The sequence below is a fragment of the Streptomyces sp. NPDC029169 genome, assembly GCF_055563935.1.
In genome coordinates, this window is sequence record NZ_JBVHXA010000013.1 from 179,924 (window position 1) to 202,912 (window position 22,989).

Sequence of the window (22,989 nt, forward strand, 5' to 3'; positions counted from 1 at the left end):
TCACCACTGACTCCCCCTGGCGTCTCTGGGGCCGGACAGAACATCTGCCGCGGCCTGCTGGTACCGCAGCACCGCCTGCTCGGCGACCCGCAGGTCGCAGGGCGCGCTCCACAGCATCCGGCGCGCCGCGTCGTACCGCTCGATCAGCAGCGGATCCTCCGCCGCGCCGAGCCGGGCCACCTTCGCCTTGTACGCGTCGAGCCGGCCGCGCAGCTCGGCGCGGACCGCGAGCGGCGCGGTGACGGCGGTCAAGGACGCGCGGGCGCGCTGCAGTTCGTCCTCGGCCTCCTGCTCAAGGGACTCCAGGAGCGGGGAGAGCCGGTGCCACTGGGCGTGCCTGCGGTACTCGGCGGCCGTCGCGAGGCGCTCCTGGAGGACCGTCGGCGGACCGCTGACGGCCGGCACCTCGGAGGCGGCGATCTTGGCGAGGACCTCGCCGCGCGCCACCCGCGCCTCGGCGAGCGTCCGGTCGGCGCGCGAGAGGACGTCCCGCAGCCGCAGCAGCCGCTCCTCGGAGTCCTGCCGGACCGCGAGGACCGCCTCGATCTCCCGCCGGATGTCCTCGAGCGCACGGGCCGCCCGGTCGTACCGCTCGGTGTCCGGCCGTCCGCCGCCCGGCGCCGAACTGCCCGCGGCGGGCCGCCAGAAGGCCAGCGGGTCGGTGACGACCTGGGCGCGCAGGGTGGTCAGCTCGGCCGTGATCTCCTCCAGCTCGTCGCCTGCCGGATGCTCCCCGGGCCGTACGCCGACGGAGTGGGCCAGCGAGCGCGTCCGGCCGAGTTCGGCGGCGAGCAGGTCTATCCGCGCGGGCAGCGCGGACCAGACGGCGTCGGCGGTCACGACCATGTCGAGCGAGGACGCGTACAGCTCGTTCATCCGGTCGACAAGGCGCGACAGCGTGAACCGCTCGGAGAGCCGGGCCTCCTGCTGCGCCCCGCCCGAGACGTGGACACTCTCGCCGCGCAGCCGCTCGGTCAGCTCCTCCAGGTCCTCGCGGCTGGACCAGCGCCGCCGCGCCCGCAGCTCACTGGCTTCGCGCAGCGCGCCGGTGTACGCGTCGAAGTACGTCCAGAGCAGGGTGATCGTCCGCTCCGTGGACTGCCAGCGCTCCCGGGTGGTCCCGGTCAGCTCGGCGCCTTCGAGCAGCCTGCGGCCCGCGTGGTCCTGGAGCGCAAGCAGCGAGTCCTCGATCGCCTTGTGCTCCGCGCCGAGCCGCGCCAGCGCACGGTCCACCTCGTCCCGGTCCATCACCGGCCCGGGGGTGCCCGCGACGCCCATCGATCACCTCTCGCTCTACTTGTACATGGGTGCGGGCGGCCCGGATATCCCGGGCAGGTCCGCCTTCAGCCACTTGTCGTACGCCGCCGTCCAGGCGCCCTGGCGGTACTGCACGAGGACCTGGTTGACCCGGCGGACCAGGTCGTCGTTGCCGAGCTTGGCGGCCACTCCGTAGTACTCGGTGGTGAACGGTCTGCCCTTGAGCTCGACGGCCGGGTCCTGGGCGGCCTGTCCCGCCGCCAGCGCGTTGTCCGTGACGACGGCGTCGACCTCGCCCATCTGGAGCCGGGCCAGGCAGTCCAGCTGGTTCGGGACGGTGAGCTGGTCCCGGTCGTCCTTGGTGCCGTCGCCCTCGTCCTTGAACGTGGCGCCGAAGGAGTTCTTCTCCAGGGCCTCGTAGGCCGTGGAGCCCTCCGCCGTGCAGACCCGCTTGCCGCCGAGCGAGGAGTCGTACCCGGAGATCTTCGAGTCCTTGGGCGCGAGAACCTGCTGGCCGGCCTGGAAGTAGGCCGTGGAGAAGGCGACCTGCTCGATCCGCTTGCAGTTGATCGTCATCGTGCGGACGACGAGGTCGACCTTGCCGCTGTCCAGGGCCGCGATCCGCTGGTTGGTCGGGATCGTGCGGAAGATGACCGCGTCCTCGCTGCCCAGCAGGTCCTTGGCGATCGCCTTGGCCAGCGAGATGTCGAATCCTTCCAGCTCCCTGCTCTCGGGGTTGAAGTACCCCCAGTTGAAGCTGTTCTGGTCGACACCGACGACGAGCTTCCCGCGGGCCTTGATCGCCGCCACCGCCGGTCCTTCGGCGGTCGACGGGGTGAGCGAGGCCTCGGGGTTCTCGCAGCTGTCCGCCTTGACCTGCACGCCGATACCGACACCCGGACCGGTCGCCACGGGATCCACCGGGGCACCGCTCCCGCCGTGGGCCAGCGGCAGCAGGGTCAGCGAGGCGGTCAGCGCGCAGGCCACGGCCATCGCGCCGACACCGCCCCAGCCGCGCAGCCGCCCCAGGGGACGCCCGCTCAGGAGCCCGGCCGGGCCGCGCATCCTCGCGCCGTCGACGCCGTTCCGCATCCCGCCCCCTCTCACCGGTACTCCGACAGCCTGCGGTTGATGCCCATGACGGCGCCCGCCGCGCCCAGTATCCCGAGCACGGCCGCGCCCAGCGGGAGCGCGGTGAGCGCGCCCCGCCCGCCCTCGGCGGCCCGGGTGAACTCGCTCTGCTCGTGGTCCAGGGCCCGCTTCAGGGCCGCGTCGACCTGGTCGAAGGACTGCCCGGTGGACTCGCCGGGTCCGACGACGCTGGTCCGCGCGCCTTCGTAGTTGCCCGCGTCGTCCTTCTCCCGGGCGTCCTTGTGGCGCTGCTTCCACTCGGCCGTACGGTCCGCGGCCGCGCTCAGCGGATCGCGTCCGGCGTCGTCGTCGGCGAGCTCCCGCGCCTCGGCGAGCGCGTCCGTCAGCGTCTTCATGCTGCTCGTGTAGTCGGTTTCGTACTTGTCGTTCTTGCCGTCCTCGGTGAGGACCGCGCCGCGCGCGACCAGTGTCAGGTTCTCGTTGGCCCGCGCCTTCAGGGAGCTGATCCGGGCCGCGTTGAGGACCTGGAGCGAGCTCTGCCCGTGCACGCGGGCGTCGTCGAGCCCGGCGCGGGCGACCGTGTGCGCCGCGGCGAGCCAGAGCAGCACTATCACGGAGGCGGCGGTCGCGGCGAGCAGGCCCTGGTTGAACACCCGGTTCGTCCGCGCGTAGGTGCGGCGCTGGGCCCAGACCAGGACGGCGAGGGCGGCGCCGCCGAGGGCGAGGGAGAGGAACGGCCAGTCGCGGGCGTCCTCGTCGTCCTGCTGGAGCCGCGCGGTCTCCGCCTCGTACAGCCGCTCGGCCGCCGGCAGGAGCTGCGTGGTCATCAGCTGGTTCGCGTACCGCAGATAGGCGCCGCCGAGCGGCAGGCCCTGCCGGTTGGCGGCGCGGGCGCGCTCGATCAGGCCGGTGTAGCGGGGGAGTTGTTCATTCAGGGTGGTGATCTCGCGGGCGGACTCCGACGAGCCGCCGGTGCTCGCCGCCGCCTTGACCAGGAGCCGGGACGCGGTGGTGATGTCGTCCGCGTACCGCTTCTGGAGGTCCGCGGGGTCCCGCTCCTTGGAAAGGAAGGCGCTGGCCGCGGCCGTGTCGGCGTCGGCCAGCGAACGGTAGATGCTCGCGGCGTCGGCGCTCAGCGGCTGGCTGCGGCTCACCACGTCGTCGGCGGAGGAGGCCCGGTCGGACACCTCGTAGGCGGCGACGGCCCCGAACGCGACGACCAGCAGGGCCAGTACGGCACCCAGGATCTGCAGCCGCCCCGGCTCGGTCGTGGCGGCGCGCCGCAGCCGCACCCGGACCTCGTCCCAGGCCCCCCGCCCGCCAGGCGTCGGCGCGACGGAAGGCACCGGCGGCGGCCCCTGAGCGGGCACGCCGGGTCCCGTCCGCGCGGGCGCGGTGCCCGGCGCCGAGGCGGCGGGCGCATTCGGCGGGTATGTCAACGTGGCCTCCCCCTCGGTCCGACGTCTGGTCCGTGCTTCCGGCCTGTCCGGAAACATGGAAACCCGGCCAGCAGTATGGCCTCAGGGGCCCCACCCGCACACCAGGATTGACTGGATCTTGTTCCTATCGTGCCCCAACGCGCCCACCCCCCGTAGGCGAACCCCCTGCTATGAATACGCTTTCCGGCCGGAATCGGTTCCACGATCGACCACCACGAACGGGTGAACGAAGGCCTGGGCGCCCCCCTGCGCGGGAGACGCCCCGGCGTACTACGCCTGTGACACCGCCTGTGACACCTCAGGCGAATTGCGCCCGCAGCCGCGCCGCGGCCTCCGGCCCCGCCGCCACCGCGTCAAGCCCCAGCAGCGCCGCGCCCAGGACCGGCGGGGAGGTGACCACGTCGATCACCGCCTTCGGGGCCTTCACGGCGAGGAGTTCGGCGATCCGGCTGTCCAGCTCGGGATGGCGCGCGGCCAGCACACTGCCGCCCAGCACCACCGGGGCCTCCTCGTCGAGCAGCCCGAGCCGGCCGAGCGCGACCGTCGACAGGGCGGTGACCTCGTCGGCCAGCCGGTGCACCAGGGAGCGGGCGACCGCGTCACCCTCGGCGCTCGTACGGAACAGCACGGGCGTCAGCTCGTGCCGCCGCTCGTAGGGGATGCTCCCCAGATGCAGCGCCTCGATCAGCGCGTACATCGTCGGCAGCCCGAAGTGCGCGGGCAGCGTGCGCGCGAGCGCGGTCGGCTCGCCCCGCCCGTCCTCCGCGCGGGCCGCGAACCAGAGCGCCTCCTCGGCGAGTCCGCTGCCACCGCCCCAGTCGCCGGAGATCTTCCCCAGGGCGGGGAAGCGGGCCGTACGCCCGTCCGGCAGCATCCCCACGCAGTTGATCCCGGCCCCGCAGACCACGGCGACCCCGCGCGGCTCGTCGACCCCGGCGCGCAGGACGGCGAACGTGTCGTTGTACACCCGGACCGAGCGGCCCCAGCCGCGCGCCTCCAGGGCGGACGTCAACCGCGCCTCCTCCACCGGGAGATCGGCGTTGGCGAGACAGGCGGAGACATGCGCGTACGCCGGTGGACGGCCCGCCTCGGCGGCCGCGCGCCCCACCGCCTCCGCCAGCCCGTCCACGGCCGCCCCGACCCCGACCACGGGCGGCTGGAACCCGCCGCCGCGCGCCGTGCCGAGGACGGTCCCGTCCGCCCCCACGACCGCCACGTCCGTCTTGCTGTTGCCCGCGTCGATCGCCAGGAGCACGCCGTCGAGGTTCACGCCCACGCGAGGTGCTCCCGGTTGTGGGCGATCAGCCGGTCGGTGAGGCCGTCGGCGTACGCGTACTGCCCGACCAGCGGGTGCGCGAGCAGCGCCTTGAACACCCGGTCGCGACCGCCGCGCAGCGCCGCCTCCAGAGCCAGGTCCTCGTACGCGGTCACGTTCGCGATCAGCCCGGCGTACAGCGGGTCCACCGACGGGACCGGCAGCGGCGTCGCACCGCCGGAACCCACCGCGGCCTGCACCTCGATGACGGCGTCGTCGGCGAGGAACGGCAGCGTGCCGTTGTTGTACGTGTTCACCACCTGGTACGGCGAGCCCCCACCGCCAAGCAGCGAGGCGGCCAGGTCCACGGCGGCCTCGGAGTAGAAGGCGCCGCCGCGCTTGCCGAGCAGGGCCGGCTTCTCGTCGAGCGCCGGGTCGCCGTACATCTCCAGGAGTTCCTTCTCCATCGCGGCGACCTCGGCGGCCCGCGAGGGCTTGGTGCCCAGCTCCCGTACGACCTCGTCGTGCGCGTAGAAGTACCGCAGGTAGTACGAGGGGACGACGCCGAAGCGGTCCATGACCAGGCGCGGCAGCCGCAGATCGTCGGCGATGGTGTCGCCGTGCTCGGCGAGCAGCCGCGGCAGCACGTTCTCGCCCTCCGGCCCGCCGAGCCGTACGCCGGTCTCCCAGGTCAGGTGGTTGAGCCCGACGTGGTCCAGGTGGATCTCGGCCGGGGCGACACCGAGCAGCCCGGCGAACTTGCGCTGGAAGCCGATCGCCACGTTGCACAGCCCCACGGCCTTGTGCCCGGCCTGGAGCAGCGCGCGGGTGACGATGCCGACGGGGTTGGTGAAGTCGATGATCCAGGCGTCCGGGTTGGTGCGCCGGACCCGCTCGGCGATGTCCAGGACGACCGGCACGGTCCGAAGCGCCTTGGCGAGACCACCCGCGCCGGTGGTCTCCTGGCCGACGCAGCCGCACTCCAGCGGCCAGGTCTCGTCCTGGTTCCTGGCCGCCTGCCCGCCGACCCGCAGCTGGAGCAGGACGGCGTCCGCGCCCTCCACGCCGGCATCGACGTCGGAGGTGGTGACGATCTTCCCGTCGTGACCCTGCCTGGCGAAGATCCGCCGGGCGAGCCCGCCGACCAGCTCCAGGCGGTCGGCGGCCGGGTCGATGAGGACGAGTTCGGTGATGGGCAGGGTGTCGCGCAACCGCGCGAATCCGTCGATCAGTTCGGGGGTGTAGGTGGAGCCGCCCCCCACGACAGCGAGCTTCATGTGTCGTATCAGCCCTTCACTCCGGTCAGTGTGACGCCCTCGACGAACGCCTTCTGGGCGAAGAAGAAGACGACGATCACAGGGGCCATGACCAGTACGGTCGCGGCCATGGTCAGATTCCAGTCGGTGTGGTGCGCGCCCTTGAAGGACTCCAGCCCATAACTCAGTGTGTACGCCGCCGGGTTCTCGGAGGTGTAGATCTGCGGTCCGAAGTAGTCGTTCCAGCAGTAGAAGAACTGGAACAGCGCAACGGCGGCGATGCCGGGCCTCGCCATAGGGAGCACGACCTTGAGGAGGGTGCGCAGTTCGCCGCAGCCGTCCAGCTTCGCGGCCTCGATGTACTCGTTCGGGATCGTCAGCAGGAACTGGCGCAGCAGGAAGATGGCGAAGGCGTCACCGAACGCCAGCGGGATGATCAGCGGCCACAGGGTGCCGGACAGATCCATCTGCTTGGCCCAGAACAGGTACATCGGAATGATGACCACCTGCGGCGGCAGCATCATCATCGAGATGACGAGCAGCAGCGACAGATGCCGGCCCCGGAAGCGGAGTTTGGCGAGCGCGTACGCCACCGGGATCGAGGACACCACCACGAGCGCGGTGCCGAGCCCGGCGTACAGCAGGGAGTTCTTCCACCAGTCCAGGAAGCCGGGGGTCTCGAAGACCCGGACGTAGTTGCCCCAGTGCCAGGTGTTCGGCGTGAGGTCGCGGGTCAGCGCCTGCTGGTCGCTCATCAGGGACGTCAGGAAGACGAAGACGAACGGCAGCACGAAGAACAGGGCCGCGGCGATCCCGAGGGAGTGCACCGCGATCCAGTGCAGTGCCGCCGTGCGGCGGGCGCGCTTCTCCGCGCGATTCGTCAAGGGACGGTCGAGCGTGGATACGGTGGATACGGAGGTCATGGTCAGTCACCCGAGCCGATCAGGCCGCCCCGCCGGCGCATCAGCAGCGCGGTGAAGGCCATGGAGAGGGCGAACAGGACGAGGGCCACGACGCAGGCCGCGCCGTAGTCGAAGCGGCCGAAGCCGAGGTTGTAGACCAGCTGCGGCAGGGTCAGCGTGGAGTCGTCCGGATAGCCCGGCTCGAAGGTCTGGCCGGAGCCGCCCATCACCCCCGAGGCGACCTTCGCCGCCACGATCGGCTGGGTGTAGTACTGCATCGCGCCGATGATCCCGGTGACGACCGCGAAGAGCACGATCGGCGAGATGTTCGGCAGGGTGACGTAGCGGAACCGCTGCCAGGCCGAGGCCCCGTCCAGCTCCGCCGCCTCGTACTGCTCCTTCGGTACGTCGAGCAGCGCGGCCATGAAGATGACCATGAGGTCCCCGACGCCCCACACGGCGAGGACGGTCAGCGCCGGCTTGGCCCAGGCGGCGTCGTTGAACCAGGAGGGCGCCGGGATGCCGACGGCCTCCAGGACCGAGTTGACCGGCCCCGTGCCCGGGTTGAGCAGGAAGACGAACGCGAGTGTCGCGGCGACCGGCGGGGCCAGGTACGGCAGGTAGAAGAGGGTACGGAAGACCCCGGCGCCGGTCTTGATCTTGGTGATGAGCAGGCCGATGCCGAGGCCGAACACCACCCGGCAGGCGACCATGACGACCGCCAGCCAGAGGGTGTTCTGCATCGCAGGCCAGAACTTCGGCAGGTCGGCGAAGACGTACGTCCAGTTGTCCAGGCCCCGCCAGGTCGGCGGGTTGAGCCCGTCGTACTTCATCAGGGAGAAGTAGACGGTCGAGACGAGCGGGTACGCGAAGAAGACGCTGAAGCCGATCAGCCAGGGCGACATGAACGCCGCGGCGCGAAGCGCGCCGCGCACGCGCTTCGACCGGAGTGTGTGCGTGGTCATGGGGGTTACTTCGCCTGGGCGATGTCGCGGTCGATCTGGGCCGCGGTCTCCTCCAGGCCCTTCTTCAGGTCCGGGACCTGGCCCTTCTCGTACTTCTGGGCGAAGTCCTGGAAGGTGTCCTGGTACGTGGAGCCGTTCACGGCGCCGTCCGACGTCGTGGACTCGGGGTGCTGGGCGATGTCCAGGAAGGTCTTGAAGCGCTCGTCGAACTTCAGGTTCGGCGACTTCAGGGCGTCCAGCGTGGAGGGGACGTTGCCGATGGCGTTGGCGAACTCCACCACCGCGTCCGTGTCCATGGTCATGTACTTGACCAGTTCCCAGGCCGCATTCTGCTTCTTGCTCTGCGGCGCGATGCCGATGATCGTGCCGGAGAGGTAGCCCTTGCCGTACTCGGCAACCTCGTCGTCGGCGACCGGCAGCGGCGCGACGCCGACCTCGAATCCGACCTTGGCGTCCTTGATGAAGTTCAGCCGCCACTCGCCGTCCAGCTGCATGGCGACCTGGCCCGTGTGGAAGGGGTGCTTGGCACCCCACTCGTCACCGAAGGTGGTTCGGTACTTGTCCAGCTTCGCGAACCCGCCCAGGCCGTCGACCAACGACTTCTGGTAGGTCAGCATCTCGGCGAAGCCCGGGTCCTTCGCGAGGTTCGACTTGCCGCTCTCGTCGAAGTACGTGTGGTTCCACTGCGACATGTAGTGGCTCGGGACGGTCTCGTAGCCGAGGTAGTTCGGCATGAAGCCGAGCTGCTCGTAGGAGTCGCCCTTCGTCTTCGTCAGCTTCTTCGCCACGGTGGCGAACTCCGACCAGGTCTTCGGCGGGGCGGTGATGCCGGCCGCCTTGAAGGCGTCCTTGTTGTAGTAGAGCCCGTACGCGTCGGAGAGCAGCGGCAGCGAGCAGCGCCTGCCCTCGAACTGGGTGTAGTCCTGGAGGACCTTCGAGAAGGTCTTGTCCAGGTCCACCTTGTCCTTCTCCAGGAAGGGCTTCAGGTCGGCGAACGCGCCGGTGTGGCAGAACTTGCCGACGTTGGAGGTGGTGAAGGACGCGGCCACGTCCGGCCCGTTCGAACCGCCCGCGCGCAGCGCCTGGCTGAGCTTGTCGTCGTTGATGTTGCCGACGACCTTCACCTTGATGTTCGGGTGGGCCTTCTCGAAGCGGGCGACGTTGTCCTGGATCGCCTTGGCCTCGGAGGGCGCCGACCAGCCGTGCCAGAAGGTGATCGTCGTCTTGGCGTTCGGGTCGTCGGACGCCTTGTTCTCGGTGGAGCCGGTACAGGCGGAGGCGAGAAGGGCGACGGAGGCGGTGGCGGCGAGCGCGACGGCGGCTCTGCGCGGGCGTACGGGCATGACGAAGTCTCCCTGTGGCGGAGGGGATTACGGGATTCGGGTTTACGGGGAAGGGGTTGGTGCCTACCGGGACGTGTCGAAGACCTCGTCGCGGGTGGTGGCGAGGGCGCTCTCAAGGGCGCCGCGCAGGACGGGATGCCGGTCCACGTCCGCGAGGACGAGCCGGGGCCGGGAGGCGGCGAGTTCGGCCAGTTCGGACTGGACGCGCTCGCGCAGGGGTTCCCCACCGGCGACGATCACGTCACCGGAGAGGACGACGAGTTCGGGGTCGAGTACGGCGACGAGGGAGGCGAGACCGGTGGCGAGGCGCTCGGCGTACTGGCCGAGGAGCGCCGCGTACCGGGCGTCGTCGCCGTGGTGGGCGGCGGCATGGGTGAGCAGCCGGACCGCGGTGGCCACATAGGGCTGCTCGGGGGTCTCGATGCCGAGCGCCCGGGCGATCCGGGGCACGGACTGCACGCCGGCGAGCTCTTGGAAGCCGCCGGAGTTGGCCTTGGTGACCTGTCGTACGAGCGGGGTGCCGGGCACCGGCAGGAAGCCGACCTCGCCCGCGCCGCCGGTGAACCCGCGGTGGAGCCGGCCGCCGAGGACGAGGGCGGCGCCGAGGCCCTCCTCGTTCCACAGCAGCACGAAGTCCTCGTGGCCCCGGGCGGCGCCCAGGCGCTGCTCGGCGACGGCCACCAGGTTGACGTCGTTCTCGTACTCGAACGGCATCGGGAGCACGGCCGCCAGCTCCTCCAGGAGCGTGGGGGAGTGCCAGCCGGGCAGGTGGGAGGCGTACCGCAGGCGCCCGGTGGCCGGGTCGAAGGCGCCGGGGGTGCCGATGACGAGCCGGTGGACCTCCGCCCGGGTGATCCCGGCGTCCTTGACGGCGCCGTCGAGGGCGGTGGTGACCTGCCGTACGACGCCTTCCGTGGCGCGCCCCGGGGTGGGGAGCTCGAACTCGCCGACGACCTCGCCGGTGATGTCGGCGACGGCGGCGCGGATCCGGTGCGGGCTCACGTCGAGTCCGGCGGCGAAGGCGGCCCGCGCGTTCACCGCGTACAGCTGCGCGCTCGGACCCGGCCGGCCCTCGATGGTCCCGGTGGCGACGACGAGCCCGGCGGCTTCGAGCCGGGCGAGGAGCTGCGAGGCGGTCGGCTTGGACAGGCCGGTGAGCTTGCCGATCCGGGTACGGGACAGGGTCCCGTGCTCCAGGAGCAGATCGAGGGCCGCGCGGTCGTTCATGGCCCGCAGCACACGCGGGGTGCCGGGAGTACCGGGGGTCGTACCGGCCATGACGATGCACCTGCCCTTCGGTTCTGGAGGGGCCATTCTGCTGCCCCGTCGCCCGCTCTCCCCCAACTTCACTGTTAGGAAAGTTTCCTATTTGGTTGGGAGGACGGTAAGGCGGTGGTCGGGGATGCGTCAATACCCTGACCGCGGTCGTTGCGTAGGGGCCGCTCAGCGACCGAGGAGTCTCGGCCTCTGACCGGGCCCTACGACGAAGGGGCGCCCCGCCGCAAACGGCGGGGCGCCCCTCAGAACGTTGAACGGCCATGGACACGGGGTTCGGTGAGGTCTGTCCGTGTCCGGGGCTGCTCAGTTCGGCAGTCTTGCTGCATAGATCCAGTCGAGGCCGTCGTATCCGGTTTCGTCGAGGTGCTCTGCTCGCGTCAGGCCGGCGCGCACTGCCACGCGTTGCGAGGCGATGTTGGCCGGCCGGACGCGGGCGATCAGTGGGAGGTCGGGAACGTGGCGGGATGCCCATGTGGTGACCGTCGCTGCGGCCTCGCCGGCGAAGCCCTGGCCCCAGGCCGAGGTGGCGAAGCGGTAGAAGAGGTTGAGGACTTTCATGCCGTGCAGCTCCATGGGCTTGATCCCACAGAATCCGAGTTGCAGGGCGGAGCCGTGGCGTCGGACGACCCAGTACCCGTATCCGCACCGCTGCCACTGGTCGTTCCAGCGGCGATACAGTTCCCCGGCCTCGTCGAGCCGGGTGAGCGCGTCGGAGGGGTTGTGCAGGCAGGTTTCGGGGTCACGGTGGATCGCGAAGATCGCGTCGATGTCGGCTTCGGTCGGACGCCGCAACGACAGTCGGGCGGTCTGCAGTTGTTCGTCTGCCGGGTTCGGGTCACTCATGTGTAGATCGTAGAAGTGCGTCAGGCGGCCCTGGCGGGTAGTCGATCAGCTGTAGCCTCAATTGTCCTGTCTCGGCCCTGTTCTCCCGAAGCTCCGCCCGCCCGCCCGCCCGGACGGGCGGCGCAGGGCCCGCTGACGTCACGGTTCGAGGTCGACGACCCCCTTGCCGCCCAGGATGTCCAGCGGCACGGAGACCTGGTCGTGCGTGATCAGCCATTCGCCGTCGATCTTCCGGAAGCAGAAGGTGACCCGGACCCACATGCCGCCCGCCGCAGTCCCGTCGGGCAGCGTGCCGCTGAGGCGACCGAAGCCGTGTGTGAACGCCACGTCTTCGCCCACCGTGGGCATCAGGTCGCGCACCTCGTAGGTCACCTCCTGGAAGAACGTGAACACGTTCGCCCAGTTCTTGAGCTTCGCGTCGATCCCCACGTGCTGGAGGGGCGGATCGATGTCGAAGGACACGACGTCCGTCGAGTAGAGCCGCCTCAGGCCCTCGAGGTCCTTGGCCTGGATCGCGTCGATGATCCCGTCGATGTGGCGGCGGATCGCGGCTTCGTCCGTCTCGCGCTGTGTGGGGGTGGCTGTCCGTCCTTCCGCGCTCTGGGTGACGACGTGGTCCAGCAGTGTGTCGAGGGCGCTGACGTGGTGGGCGCCCGGCTCGAGTGTCGTGTGGTCCTCGAAGTCGGTGTGCAGGGACAGTGAGACCTGCGGTGTCACTGCACCCATCTGGAGGAGCTCACACAGTGCCCGCAGCTGCCGGGCCGCATGGGTGCCGCCGCCGGCGCCGTAGGAGACGAACCCGACGGCCTTGTGGGTCCACTCCGCGTACAGGTAGTCGATCGCGTTCTTGAGCACGCCGGGGATGGAGGCGTTGTACTCGGGGGTGACCATGACGAATCCGTCGAAGCGGGCGATGGTGTCCGCCCATGCTTGGGTGTGCCCGTGCCGGTACCGCCCGGCGAGCGCGGGCAGCGGCTCGTCGAGATGCGGCAGCGGGTGGTCGAGCAGGTCGATCACCTCGAATTCGGCGTCGCCGCGGCGGGCCGCCCGCTCGTGGACCCACCGGGCGACATGGTCGCCCTTGCGGCCGGGGCGGGTGCTGCCAATGAGTATTCCGATCCTGGTCATCGCTGTCTCCTGAGGTGTCCCACCCGGGTTCTCCGGGCCGGTGGCGTCTCCGAGCGGTACGACGACACGACTCCGCGGAACGTCAGGGAGAGTCGAGGACCTGACAATCGGACGTGCTGTCTCGTCGGACCGGCGAGGGACGATCCGAGAGCAGGGAGCCCACCGGAACCATGACCGATCACGCGAAGTCACGGCACGACGAGTCCGACGCACGCTTGGACGCGATCATCAGCGAGCGGCGGCGGCTGATCGGTCTCGCCTACCGGCTCCTCGGTTCCCTGGCCGAGGCCGAGGACGCGGTCCAGGAGACCTACACCCGCTGGTACGCCATGTCCCGACAGCAGCAGGACGCCATCGAGTCCCCCGGCGCCTGGCTGACGACGGTCGCCACCCGCGTGTGCCTGGACCTCCTCGGCTCGGCGCGGGTCCGGCGCGAGCGCTACGTGGGCGAATGGATCCCGGAGCCGCTGCCCGAGCGGACCGACTGGATCAGCGGGCGCCAAGGCACCGCCGCGACGGACCCCGCGGACCCGGCCGACCGGGTCACACTCGACGAGTCGGTGAGCATGGCGTTTCTCGTCGTCCTCGAATCCATGACCCCGGCTCAGCGCGTCGCGCTCATCCTGCACGATGTCTTCGGCTACCCGTTCGCCGAGATCGCCGGGATCACCGGCCGCACCCCGGCAGCATGCCGCGAACTGGCCTCCTCCGCCCGGCGCCGCGTCCGCGCCTCCCTGCCCCCTGCAGCCCCGGCAGCCCACCAGGCGGGCCTCGTCAGGGACTTCAAACAGGCGTGGGACACGCAGGACATCAACGCCCTCGTCAGACTCCTCGCCCCCGGCGCGACGTTCACGGCGGACGGCGGCGGCGTGGTCGCCGCCGCGCTCCACCCGATCGAGGGCGGCGAAGGGATCGCGCGTTACCTCACCGACCTCGCCGTCCGGGCGTCCGGCGGCCTGACGGTCCTGGAGCGCACGGTCAACGGCCGGGCCGGTCTGGTGATCGAGTACGAAGGCGTCACCGTGGCGGTGTACGCGTTCGACGTCGCGGCCTGCCGGATCACGCACATCTGGGCGGTGCGCAACCCCGACAAACTCCGCCCGTGGACGGCGGGCTGACCGGCTGGACTTCGACCACGGCGTCATCGAGCGCGAACTCCACAGCCACCACCGCTCGGTGCCGCTGGCGGCGAGGCCGCGGCGGCGAATTACGCGAGATCGACGATGACGAGGGCAGACGGCTGCTTCGGATCACCCGCAGGGGGACCGGGTCGACAGGGTGAACGTTGCCTGATACGGCACGGGAGACTCGTGGATCTCAGTCCGGGGCTGCCGCCGTGATGTGGCTCAGCACGCACAGCCAGCGGCCGTTCCGGTTCACGAACACGTCGGTCGTCCACTCGTCGGCGTCGAAGCGTTGGCCCCTGTAGTGGGCCGTGTTCGTCACCCGCGCCGTGAAGACCGCGGTATCGCCGTACACCCGGATCCTCGGCCGGCTGACGCTGGTCATTGCCGAGTGGGTCAACTCCCCGGACTCGACGAGCGAGAGAAACTGCTCCTTGGCGGAGACGCCTGACTCGGAGACGATGACCCACTCATCGGCCATGAAGCTACCGATCCGGGTGGCGTCGTTGGAGACGATGGCATCCGCCCAGTCCTTCGCGAGGGCGATGAGCCGGGTGTGGACCGGGTCGCCCTCGGGACCCTTCCGGGGAGTGTCAGCGATGTCGCCCATCGTTCGAATCTAGTGGGGAGTGCCGGCTGCCACTGCCTGCCGCGCCGACCACCGGCGCCTACGCGCCGTCCTCGACGGCACTGGCTACTTGCTGAGGTCCGGCTTCGGCAGCGGGGTCGCCGCCGCGCCCTGCGGGGACGTCGGCGAGGCGAAGGCCGAGGGGGCCGCCATCGACGCCGTCGGGTCCGCGGGGGACTCCTCCGCCTGGGCCGGGAGCCCGCCGACGATCCGGATGCCGGCCGTGTCGAGCGCGCGCTTGATGCGCCAGCGCAGCTCGCGCTCCACGCCGAGCTTCTTGCCCGGCATCGTCTTCGCCGAGACGCGGATCGTCATGGAGTCGAGGAGCACCTCGGTGAGACCGAGGATCTCCACCGGGCCCCACAGCCGTTCGTTCCAGGGCTCGTCCTTCGCCATGGCCGCCCCGGCCTCGCTGATCAGCGACTGCACCTGGTCCAGGTCCTCCGTCGGGCGGACCGTGACGTCCACGGCGGCCGTCGCCCAACCCTGGCTGAGGTTGCCGATCCGCTTGATCTCGCCGTTGCGGACGTACCAGATCTCACCGTCGACGCCGCGCAGCTTCGTCACCCGCAGCCCGACCTCGATGACCTCGCCGGACGCCACTCCCGCGTCGACCGAGTCGCCGACGCCGTACTGGTCCTCAAGGATCATGAAGACACCGGACAGGAAGTCCGTGACCAGGTTCCGGGCGCCGAAGCCGATCGCCACACCGGCCACGCCCGCGGAGGCCAGCAGCGGCGCCAGGTCGATCTGGAAGGCGCCGAGGATCATCAGCCCCGCCGTGCCCAGGATCAGGAACGACGCCACCGAGCGGAGCACCGAGCCGATCGCCTCCGAGCGCTGCCGCCGCCGCTCGGCGTTGACCAGCAGCCCGCCGAGGGCCGTGCCCTCCACCGCAGAGGCGGAGCGGTTCATCCGCTCGATCAGCTTCGTCAGGGCGCGGCGGATGGCCATCCGCAGCAGCAGGGCGACGACCAGGATGAGGAGGATCCGTAGACCCGTGTTCAACCAGGTGGACCAGTTCTCCTCCACCCAGCCCGCGGCGTTCGTCGCCTGCTGGGCGGCCTCGTCGAGACTGACGGGGACCTGTTGCGGAACGTCGACGGTCGGCAGAGCTGACCAGGACACGGAGAACCTCCAGGCGTGGCGTACGCAGAACATCCACACTAACGGGGCATCGGGTGTGCTCCTGTTGCCCTGTTCGAGGGAGAGACCGACCTCACGCGGGGATGAGACTGGGGACGATGCCGAGGTGTGGGCGAGAACACTTCAAGCCCGTTACGGGTACGTAGTGGCGCTCCGACCTGGCATGAGGAGAGACTGAGAGCAGTTCGTCCCGGCGCGAGCCACGCGCCGCCGGCGTATTAGGAGGCATCCGTGCCGCATGTCCTGGTCCTCAACGCGTCGTACGAGCCCCTCGGCGTCGTACCGCTCCGCCGCGCGCTCGTCCTCGTCCTCGAGAACAAGGCACTCTGCCTCGAGGAGTCCGGCGCCTTCCTGCACAGCGAGACCCGCGTCATCGCCGCACCCAGCGTGGTCCGGCTGAAGCGGTTCGTGCGGGTCCCCTACCGGGGGCCCGTTCCTCTGACCCGCAGAGCCCTCTTCGCCCGCGACGGCGGGCGTTGCATGTACTGCGGTGGCGTCGCAACCAGCGTCGACCACGTCATTCCGCGCAGCCGTGGGGGTACGCACGCCTGGGAGAACGTCGTGGCGGCCTGCCGCCGCTGCAACCACGTCAAGGCCGACCGGCACCTGCGCGAGCTGGGCTGGCGGCTGCGCCACCAGCCCGCGCCGCCCAGCGGCCTGGCCTGGCGCATCATCGGCACCGGCCACCGGGACCCGCGCTGGCTGCCCTACCTGCAGCCATACGGCGCGGACGACGTGATGGCCCGGATCGACGCCGTCTCCACCGCCCCCACGGGGGCCGTGAAGACGGCTTGATCCGGGCCTTCGTCGTAGGCGGGCCATCGCCGTAGGGGCCGCGCCCGGACCACGGGCGCTGGCCTGGGGGCCGAGCGCGGGCTCCGCCGCGCGGCGTCAGGGCGGGGCGCGGGCTGCGCCGCGCGGCCCCAGGGCGGGGCGTTAGCTCCGGCGTGCGGCCCCCAGGGCCGGGCGCGGGCTGCGCCGCGCGGCGCCGGCGACCCGCCCGCGGCGGCGCGCTCGCCCGCCGGGCGTGGCCTTTGCCGACGGCCCGGGCCTCCGGCCCGGCCCGGGCCGTACCGGTACCGGTACCGGTATGGGTCCGGGGCTCGGCGGAGCCGGGCCCTGTCCGGGCGCCGCAGGCTTCGCCGCGGCACGGCGTCTGACGGGCCAGGCGGAAGGACTGGCGGGGCGGGGTGCCGTCACGCGGCGTGGGCCGGGCCCTGCTCGCCGGGCCCCGGCGGGGCCTCGGGCCGGCCGGCGCGGCGTGGGACGGCGCCTACTCGCCCGGCCCCGCAGGGGCCTCGGGCCGGGCGGGCTTCTCGGGGGTGGTCGGTGGGGCCACCGCGTACGTCTCGACCGACCAGAGTGAGTAGCCGTACTCCGTCGCCCGCGCGTCGCCCTGGATGCGGAGGAAGCGGGTGTCCGTCGCGTCCATGCGGACGGTTTCGCGGCCGCCTCTGCCGTCGGTGACGGTTGCCGCCGTGCGCCAGGTGCGGCCGTCGGGGGAGACCTGGATGCGGTAGCGGGAGGCGTAGGCGTCCTGCCAGTGGAGGACGACCTGGCCTATCCGGGCCGGCCGGGGCAGTTCCAGTTGCCACCAGGCGCCGTCCTCCGCCGGGGAGGACCAGCGGGTGGCCGGGTCGCCGTCCAGGGCCGAGGCCGCGGGGAAGTCGGGGGTCTCGTCGCCGGAGGACGCGGCCGACGCCGTGCGCGCCAGGTCCGGGCCCGCCGTGCGCGGGCAGGCGCGGACCGTCAGGGTCCGCTCCTCGCCCGCGAAGGACACCGGCACCTGGTACGAGCCCGCGGGCACGTCCGGCGCGACCGACACCTCCAGCGGGACCGTCGCGCGCGTGCCGCGCGGCACGCGGGCCTCCCTGGGGAGCCGTACCACGATCCCCTTCGGCGCCCGCGCCGTCAGCGCCCCGCGCACCTCGTCGGCGCTCCGGCCCACCAGCCGGACGTCCACCCGCTGCGCGGGTCCGCCGATCTCGGCGTCCGTCTCGGTGCGGGCCAGCTCCAGCTCGGCGCGCGGCTCGTCGGCGAACCACGGCACCAGCGAGCGCACCTGAGGGGCGCCCCGCCCGTCCGCGGCGTCCCACACGATCCGTACGGCGTCCGCGCGCAGGCCCTTCACGGCCGTCTGCGTCCAGCCGGTCGGGGACACCGGGCCGAGCGGCCGCCAGCCCTCGCCGGTGACGTACGCCTCCACATGAGCCGACTCGCCCGAGCCCGGCTCCGTCATCACGGTCACTGTCTCCACGGGCCGCGAGCGGTCGAGCCGGACGGTGTACGCGTCCCGCTCCCGATCCGCCGTGCGTCCGGCGTCCCGCTCGCGGTCCGCGCCCGTCCAGGCCGCCGACTCCGTCACCGCGCGCGTGAGGAAGGAATCGAGGACGCCCTTGCCGACGGTCGCCCCGCTCGCCGTCAGCGCCTCGCGCAGCGGCTCCAGCTGGAGCTGGGACTGCCAGGCCGCCGCGCCGTCGCCACGGGCCTGGGCGAGCAGCATGTCGACCGCCGTCTCGCCCGCGAGGCCGTAGCGGGACAGCTGCTCCAGCCAGGGCCCCGCCTCGTCGTCCAGGGTGCCGTCGGCGGTCGTTGCCAGCCGCCGGGGCGCCTCCCGCATCACGGTGAACGCCGCGCGCAGCTCGCGCGCCGCCTTCTCCCGTACCGCCGGGTCCTGCGCCGTACGGCTGTTCCAGAACGCGGTCATCAGCGGCTTGAGGTACGCCGACTCGCCCGCCGGGTCGAGGATCGAGGACGCGCCGTTGCCGGCCAGCGCCCGCAGCGCCTCGCGGGCGGCCGGGTCAGGACCGGCCAGTTCGTCGACGGCGGCCCGCCAGGACTCCTGAGGCCGGTAACCCTTCGGGTTCCAGGCGTAGTCCGCGGCGGTGAACAGCGGGATGCGGGAGACCGCGGCCTGTTCCATGGCGTTGGCGAGGAACGCGGCCGAGCCGGCCGCCACGGCCGGCTCGCGGCCCATGGCCGGGCCGAGGAAGAGCCGGTCCTGGGCGTAGTCGTTGACCGGATAGTTGTCCATGGTGACCAGCGGATGGCGCAGCGCGTCGCGGGCGCCCGCCAGTTCGCGCCCGGTGATGGTGCGCGGGACGGCGCCGACGCCGGTCCAGGCGACCTGCACCCGGTCGTCGAGCGCGGCGGCGAGCGCGGTGCGGTACGCCGTCGCACCGTCCTGGTAGTACTCCGTCGGCATCAGCGTGAGCGGCTCGGCGTCCGGGTACCGGGCGGCCAGATGCCGGGCCACCGCGCTCGCCACGCGCGCGTGGGCGGCCGCGGCCGCCTCCGGCCCGCGCCCGAAGGTGTCCGAGTCATCGGAGCAGTGCCACTCGCTGTAGCTGACGTCCTGGAACTGGAGTTGGAAGGAGCGCACGCCAAGCGCCCACATCGCGTCGATCTTGCGGGTGAGCGCCCGCACGTCGTCGTCCGAGGCCAGGCACATGGACTGGGCGGGGGCCACAGCCCAGGCGAGGGTCACATGGTTGGCGCGGGCCCGCTCGGCGAGCGCCCTGAACTCCGCGCGCCGCTCGGCGGGGTAGGGGTCGCGCCACAGGGTCTGGCGGTACGGGTCGTCACCAGGCGCGTAGAGATAGCGGTTCTGCTTGGTGCGGCCCATGAAGTCGAGCTGGGCGAGCCGCTGTTCCTGGCTCCAAGGGCGGCCGTAGAAGCCCTCGGTCAGCCCGCGCACGGCGGTCCCGGGCCAGTCGCGGACGACGACACCGGGGATCTGCCGCGTACCGTCTGCCTGGCCGCCGATCAGCTGACGCAGTGTCTGGACGGCGTGGAACAGGCCGTCCGTACCCACTCCGTCCAGGGCGACGGTGTCCCGGCCCTGGAACCGGCCCGTCGCGAGCCGGTAGCCGCCGCGCGGCAGATCGGCCCGCTCGGGCACGCGCAGCGCCCGCAGGGCGTCCTGGGAGGCGGCGGAGCCCGCGCGGATCACGGTCCCGCCGCCCGGCAGGGCCGTGTGGACCGTCCGTACCCCCGCAGCCCGCAGCACCTCGCGGAGCGCGGCGACGGCGTACGGATCGGCGTCGGCGTCCGCGAGCAGCGTCACCTCGTCGCCGAGCGGCACGGCGGGACCGGCGGTCCGCAGGGACTGCGGGCGGGGCCAGACCGCCGGCCCGGCCGGGCTCTGCGGTACGTCGGGGGTGGTGACGGGGGAGACCGGGGCGGCCTGGGAGACGCCGGTGAGGCCGCTGCCGAGGAGTCCGCCGATCACCGCGGCGGCCACGGCCGTCGCGGTCCGCTTCCTGCGCCCGAGGTACACGGGGACTCCTCTCCAGGGGGGTGCTTGAGGTCACGAGTGGGTCACGAGCCCACCACCCGTCCGGCGGAGGTGTCAATGCGGGTGGCCGATGTGTCTGCTTTGCCCGGTGGCGATTCGGCGAGGTGGCGTCGTTTCGCCGAGTTCCGCCGGTAAAACGAGGTGCGGTGGGTAGGGCTTGGTCGTTCCACCTGTCGAGACGAAACCGGGAGAACCCCCGTGAGCGTGACCACCCCCCACACCACCGAGACGACCGAGATACCTGGACTGAAACAGGGCCCCCTCACGAGTGAGCCGGCCCTCGCCGACGCCGCACCCCTCACGAGCGAGCCGCCCCTGACGTCGGCGACCCCGCTCACCAGCGAGCCGCCACTGACCCTGGCGGCCCCGCTCACCAGCGAACCCACCGCCCCCGCCCCCGCCCCCGGCACCGCGGCCGGCGCGGAGTCCCCCGGAGTGTGACCGCCGGGCCACCAGGCCACCGGGCCGCCGGGCCTCCCGCCACCGTCCCCAGACCAGACCTCTGGAGTGTGTGAAGTGACCCTGGCCCGCCTCGCCGCCCTCCACGGCGTCGCCACCACGTACGAACCGTCCGAGGGCGTCACCGTCCAGGTGCCCGACGCCACGGTCGTGGCCGTGCTCGCCGCCCTCGACGTGGACGCCGGGACGCCGGAGGCGGTCGACGCCGCCCTCGAAGCGGCGCGGCGGGCCGACGAGGACCGGCTCCTCCCGCCCACGCTGGTGCGCTGGCAGGACGGCCCGGTGAGCCCGCCCCAGGACCTTCCGCCCGGCACCCGGCTGCGCGTCACGACCGAGTCGGGGGAGGTGGTGGAGGACGTGGCGGAAGGGGGCGGCTGGGACGGGCTGCCGCTCGGCATCCACCGGGTCGAGGCCCGGGCCCCGGAGGGCCGCGACGGTGTGAGCACGCTGATCGTCGCCCCCGCGCGCGTGCCCCGGCCGGAGGGGCGGGCCTTCGGCCTGCTCGCCCAGCTGTACTCGGTGCTCTCCACCCGCTCCTGGGGCATGGGCGACCTCGGCGACCTGCGCGAACTGGCCACCTGGGCGGGCCGGTCGCACGGCGCCGGCTTCGTGCAGGTCAACCCGCTGCACGCGGCCGTGCCCGGGGCGCCCACCGATCCGTCCCCGTACCGCCCGTCCTCCCGCCGCTTCCCCGACCCCGTCCATCTGCGGATCGAGGACATCCCCGAGTACGGCTTCGTGGGCGACCGGTACCGCGACGAGCTGGACGCGATCCTCGACGACGCCGCCGAGCTGCGCGAACGCGTGCTGCGCAAGGGCGCGTTGATCGACCGGGACGCGGTCTGGGAGGTCAAACGGCGCGCCCTGGAACTCGTACGGACGGTGGAACTCGGCCCCGGCAGACGCGCCGAGTACCGCGACTTCCTCGCCGAACGGGGCCGCGCCCTGGAGGACCATGCCACCTACAACGCCCTCGCCGAGCGGCACGGGCACCACTGGCGTTCCTGGCCCGAGGAGCTGCGTGACCCGCGCTCCGCCGCCGCGGCCGTCCGCGCGGACGACGAGCTGACCGCCCGGGTCGACTTCCACTGCCGGCTGGCCTGGCTGACGGACCGCCAGCTCGCGGCCGCGAGCGAGGCCGCGCGGGAGGCGGGGATGGCGGTCGGGATCGTCCACGACCTCGCGGTCGGCGTCCATCCGGACGGGTCCGACGCCTGGGCGCAGCAGGAGGCGTTCGCCGCCGGCATGTCGGTCGGCGCCCCGCCCGACGCCTTCAACGCCCTCGGCCAGGACTGGGGCCTGCCGCCCTGGCGCCCCGACGCGCTCGCCGCCTCCGGCTACGCCCCGTACCGCGGCCTCCTGAGGGAGCTGCTGCGGCACGCGGGCGCGCTGCGCATCGACCATGTGATGGGCCTGTTCCGGCTCTGGTGGGTGCCCGAGGGCCGCGAACCCACCGAGGGAACGTACGTCCGTTACGACTCCGAGGCGATGCTGGCCGTCCTCGCCCTGGAGGCCCACCGGGCCGGCGCGGTCGTCATCGGCGAGGACCTCGGCACGGTCGAGCCGGGCGTACGGGAGCGGCTCGCGCGGCGCGGGGTGCTCGGCACGTCCGTGCTCTGGTTCGAGCGGGACTGGTCCGGCACGGGCCTGCCGCTCGCCCCGGAGCAGTGGCGCACCGACTGCGTGGCCACCGCCACCACGCACGACCTGCCCTCCACCGCGGCCCGGCTCTCCGGCGACCATGTCGCCCTGCGCCACCGGCTCGGGCTGCTCACCGGCGACCTGGAGCGCGAGCGCGCCCGGGATGCGGCGGAGACCGGCGAGTGGCTGGCGTACCTGGAGCGGCTCGGGCTGCTTCCGGAGGGCCCCGGCGACGAGGAGGCCGAGGTCAGGGCCGTCCACCGGTTCCTGCTGCGGACCCCGGCCACGATGGTCGGGGTGTGGCTGCCGGACACGGTGGGGGACCGGCGGCCGCAGAACCTGCCCGGGACCTGGGACCAGTACCCCAACTGGCGGCTGCCGGTGGCGGGCCCGGAGGGTCAGCCGCTCACCCTGGAGGAGCTGGCGGCCTCGCCCCGGGCACACCGCCTCCTCGCGGTGTTCGGATCCGCGGGGGGTGTCCGTACGGCACCCCCGGACGCGCGGCCGGTTTAGGTGTTCGCTACGTTTGCACCGTGGACAAGAAGAACGCCCTGCGCGCCGGTGCTGTCGCGGCCGGTACGACGCTGATGATGCTGCTCATGTCGTCCCCCGCGCTCGCGATCACCCGCGACGACGGTGACGACCCGGCCCCCGAGCTGAGTGTCGTCGAGACGCTCGGTCTGTACGTGGCCCTGCCGATCGTGCTGTTCCTGGTGATCGCCGGTCTGGTGATGGTGACCGACAAGTCCAAGAAGAAGGCCTGAGGCGAAGAAGGCCTGAGGCCCGGTCGCTTCCGAGGGCGCCGCGGCGGTACGCGAGTACCGCCGCGGGGCCCCTTTTCCCCTCCCCCCACCCCGCCGCCCCCCACCTTGCGGTCCTCCCCTCCCCCCCCCCCCCGCCCCCCGAAGGCCCTGCCCTCAGTCCCCCCACTTCTTC

General features: G+C 72.2%; 19 protein-coding genes. 5 read left to right on the forward strand and 14 right to left on the reverse strand.

What is annotated here, in order from left to right:
• The 11 genes from ACZ4VI_RS23900 to ACZ4VI_RS23950 form a co-directional block, all read right to left on the reverse strand.
• Positions 1 to 1,278 (reverse strand): hypothetical protein, encoded by a 1,278-nt coding sequence (locus ACZ4VI_RS23900; protein WP_468002188.1) that lies wholly within the window; start codon positions 1,276 to 1,278, stop codon positions 1 to 3.
• A gap of 15 nt (positions 1,279 to 1,293) precedes the next feature.
• Positions 1,294 to 2,322: a glutamate ABC transporter substrate-binding protein gene (locus tag ACZ4VI_RS23905; RefSeq protein ID WP_468002283.1), complete on the reverse strand. Its 1,029-nt coding sequence runs from the start codon at positions 2,320 to 2,322 to the stop codon at positions 1,294 to 1,296.
• 38 nt (positions 2,323 to 2,360) lie between these two features.
• A complete protein-coding gene (locus ACZ4VI_RS23910) occupies positions 2,361 to 3,788 on the reverse strand; it encodes a hypothetical protein (protein WP_468002190.1) in 1,428 nt (475 codons plus the stop codon).
• 298 nt (positions 3,789 to 4,086) lie between these two features.
• Positions 4,087 to 5,064: an N-acetylglucosamine kinase gene (locus tag ACZ4VI_RS23915; protein ID WP_468002192.1), complete on the reverse strand. Its 978-nt coding sequence runs from the start codon at positions 5,062 to 5,064 to the stop codon at positions 4,087 to 4,089.
• Entirely contained in the window at positions 5,055 to 6,320 is a 1,266-nt protein-coding gene (locus ACZ4VI_RS23920) for a 6-phospho-beta-glucosidase (protein WP_468002194.1), read from the reverse strand. Before ACZ4VI_RS23920 ends, ACZ4VI_RS23915 begins: the two co-directional genes overlap by 10 nt.
• Positions 6,321 to 6,328: 8 nt before the next feature.
• Positions 6,329 to 7,222 carry a carbohydrate ABC transporter permease gene (locus ACZ4VI_RS23925; protein WP_468002196.1) on the reverse strand — a complete coding sequence of 298 codons (894 nt, stop codon included), beginning with the start codon at positions 7,220 to 7,222 and terminating at the stop codon, positions 6,329 to 6,331.
• 2 nt (positions 7,223 to 7,224) lie between these two features.
• Positions 7,225 to 8,166 (reverse strand): carbohydrate ABC transporter permease, encoded by a 942-nt coding sequence (locus ACZ4VI_RS23930; RefSeq protein ID WP_468002197.1) that lies wholly within the window; start codon positions 8,164 to 8,166, stop codon positions 7,225 to 7,227.
• Positions 8,167 to 8,171: 5 nt separating this feature from the next.
• On the reverse strand, positions 8,172 to 9,509 hold the full coding sequence (locus ACZ4VI_RS23935; protein ID WP_468002199.1) for an ABC transporter substrate-binding protein: 1,338 nt from the start codon (positions 9,507 to 9,509) through the stop codon (positions 8,172 to 8,174).
• Positions 9,510 to 9,572: 63 nt separating this feature from the next.
• The gene (locus tag ACZ4VI_RS23940; RefSeq protein ID WP_468002201.1) at positions 9,573 to 10,787 is read right to left on the reverse strand and encodes an ROK family transcriptional regulator; all 1,215 of its coding nucleotides are present in this window, start codon (positions 10,785 to 10,787) and stop codon (positions 9,573 to 9,575) included.
• Between the two features lie 303 nt (positions 10,788 to 11,090).
• The gene (locus ACZ4VI_RS23945; RefSeq protein ID WP_468002203.1) at positions 11,091 to 11,630 is read right to left on the reverse strand and encodes a GNAT family N-acetyltransferase; all 540 of its coding nucleotides are present in this window, start codon (positions 11,628 to 11,630) and stop codon (positions 11,091 to 11,093) included.
• A 138-nt stretch (positions 11,631 to 11,768) separates the two neighbouring features.
• Complete coding sequence (locus ACZ4VI_RS23950) at positions 11,769 to 12,758, reverse strand: NAD(P)H-dependent oxidoreductase (protein WP_468002205.1); 990 nt, start codon at positions 12,756 to 12,758, stop codon at positions 11,769 to 11,771.
• A gap of 170 nt (positions 12,759 to 12,928) precedes the next feature.
• Between ACZ4VI_RS23950 and sigJ the strand changes: the two genes are divergently transcribed.
• Positions 12,929 to 13,876: an RNA polymerase sigma factor SigJ gene (sigJ, locus tag ACZ4VI_RS23955; protein ID WP_468002207.1), complete on the forward strand. Its 948-nt coding sequence runs from the start codon at positions 12,929 to 12,931 to the stop codon at positions 13,874 to 13,876.
• Positions 13,877 to 14,075: 199 nt separating this feature from the next.
• Here the strand turns inward: sigJ and ACZ4VI_RS23960 are convergent, their stop codons facing one another.
• Both ACZ4VI_RS23960 and ACZ4VI_RS23965 read right to left on the reverse strand, forming a co-directional pair.
• The gene (locus ACZ4VI_RS23960) at positions 14,076 to 14,492 is read right to left on the reverse strand and encodes a nuclear transport factor 2 family protein (RefSeq protein ID WP_468002209.1); all 417 of its coding nucleotides are present in this window, start codon (positions 14,490 to 14,492) and stop codon (positions 14,076 to 14,078) included.
• An 84-nt stretch (positions 14,493 to 14,576) separates the two neighbouring features.
• Complete coding sequence (locus ACZ4VI_RS23965) at positions 14,577 to 15,638, reverse strand: mechanosensitive ion channel family protein (protein WP_468002211.1); 1,062 nt, start codon at positions 15,636 to 15,638, stop codon at positions 14,577 to 14,579.
• 249 nt (positions 15,639 to 15,887) lie between these two features.
• Here ACZ4VI_RS23965 and ACZ4VI_RS23970 point away from each other — a divergent pair, with 249 nt between their 5' ends.
• Positions 15,888 to 16,451, forward strand: a complete 564-nt coding sequence (locus ACZ4VI_RS23970) for an HNH endonuclease (RefSeq protein ID WP_468002213.1) — start codon at positions 15,888 to 15,890, stop codon at positions 16,449 to 16,451.
• Positions 16,452 to 16,929: 478 nt separating this feature from the next.
• Here ACZ4VI_RS23970 and ACZ4VI_RS23975 read toward each other — a convergent pair whose 3' ends face one another.
• Positions 16,930 to 19,935 (reverse strand): beta-N-acetylglucosaminidase domain-containing protein, encoded by a 3,006-nt coding sequence (locus ACZ4VI_RS23975; protein ID WP_468002215.1) that lies wholly within the window; start codon positions 19,933 to 19,935, stop codon positions 16,930 to 16,932.
• Between the two features lie 222 nt (positions 19,936 to 20,157).
• Here ACZ4VI_RS23975 and ACZ4VI_RS23980 point away from each other — a divergent pair, with 222 nt between their 5' ends.
• From ACZ4VI_RS23980 to ACZ4VI_RS23990, 3 genes are all read left to right on the forward strand, one after another.
• Positions 20,158 to 20,394, forward strand: coding sequence for a hypothetical protein (locus ACZ4VI_RS23980; RefSeq protein ID WP_468002285.1), 237 nt, complete (start codon positions 20,158 to 20,160; stop codon positions 20,392 to 20,394).
• 75 nt (positions 20,395 to 20,469) lie between these two features.
• Positions 20,470 to 22,566 (forward strand): 4-alpha-glucanotransferase, encoded by a 2,097-nt coding sequence (gene malQ, locus ACZ4VI_RS23985; RefSeq protein WP_468002217.1) that lies wholly within the window; start codon positions 20,470 to 20,472, stop codon positions 22,564 to 22,566.
• Between the two features lie 20 nt (positions 22,567 to 22,586).
• The gene (locus tag ACZ4VI_RS23990) at positions 22,587 to 22,817 is read left to right on the forward strand and encodes a hypothetical protein (RefSeq protein ID WP_468002219.1); all 231 of its coding nucleotides are present in this window, start codon (positions 22,587 to 22,589) and stop codon (positions 22,815 to 22,817) included.
• Positions 22,818 to 22,989 lie beyond the last annotated feature (172 nt).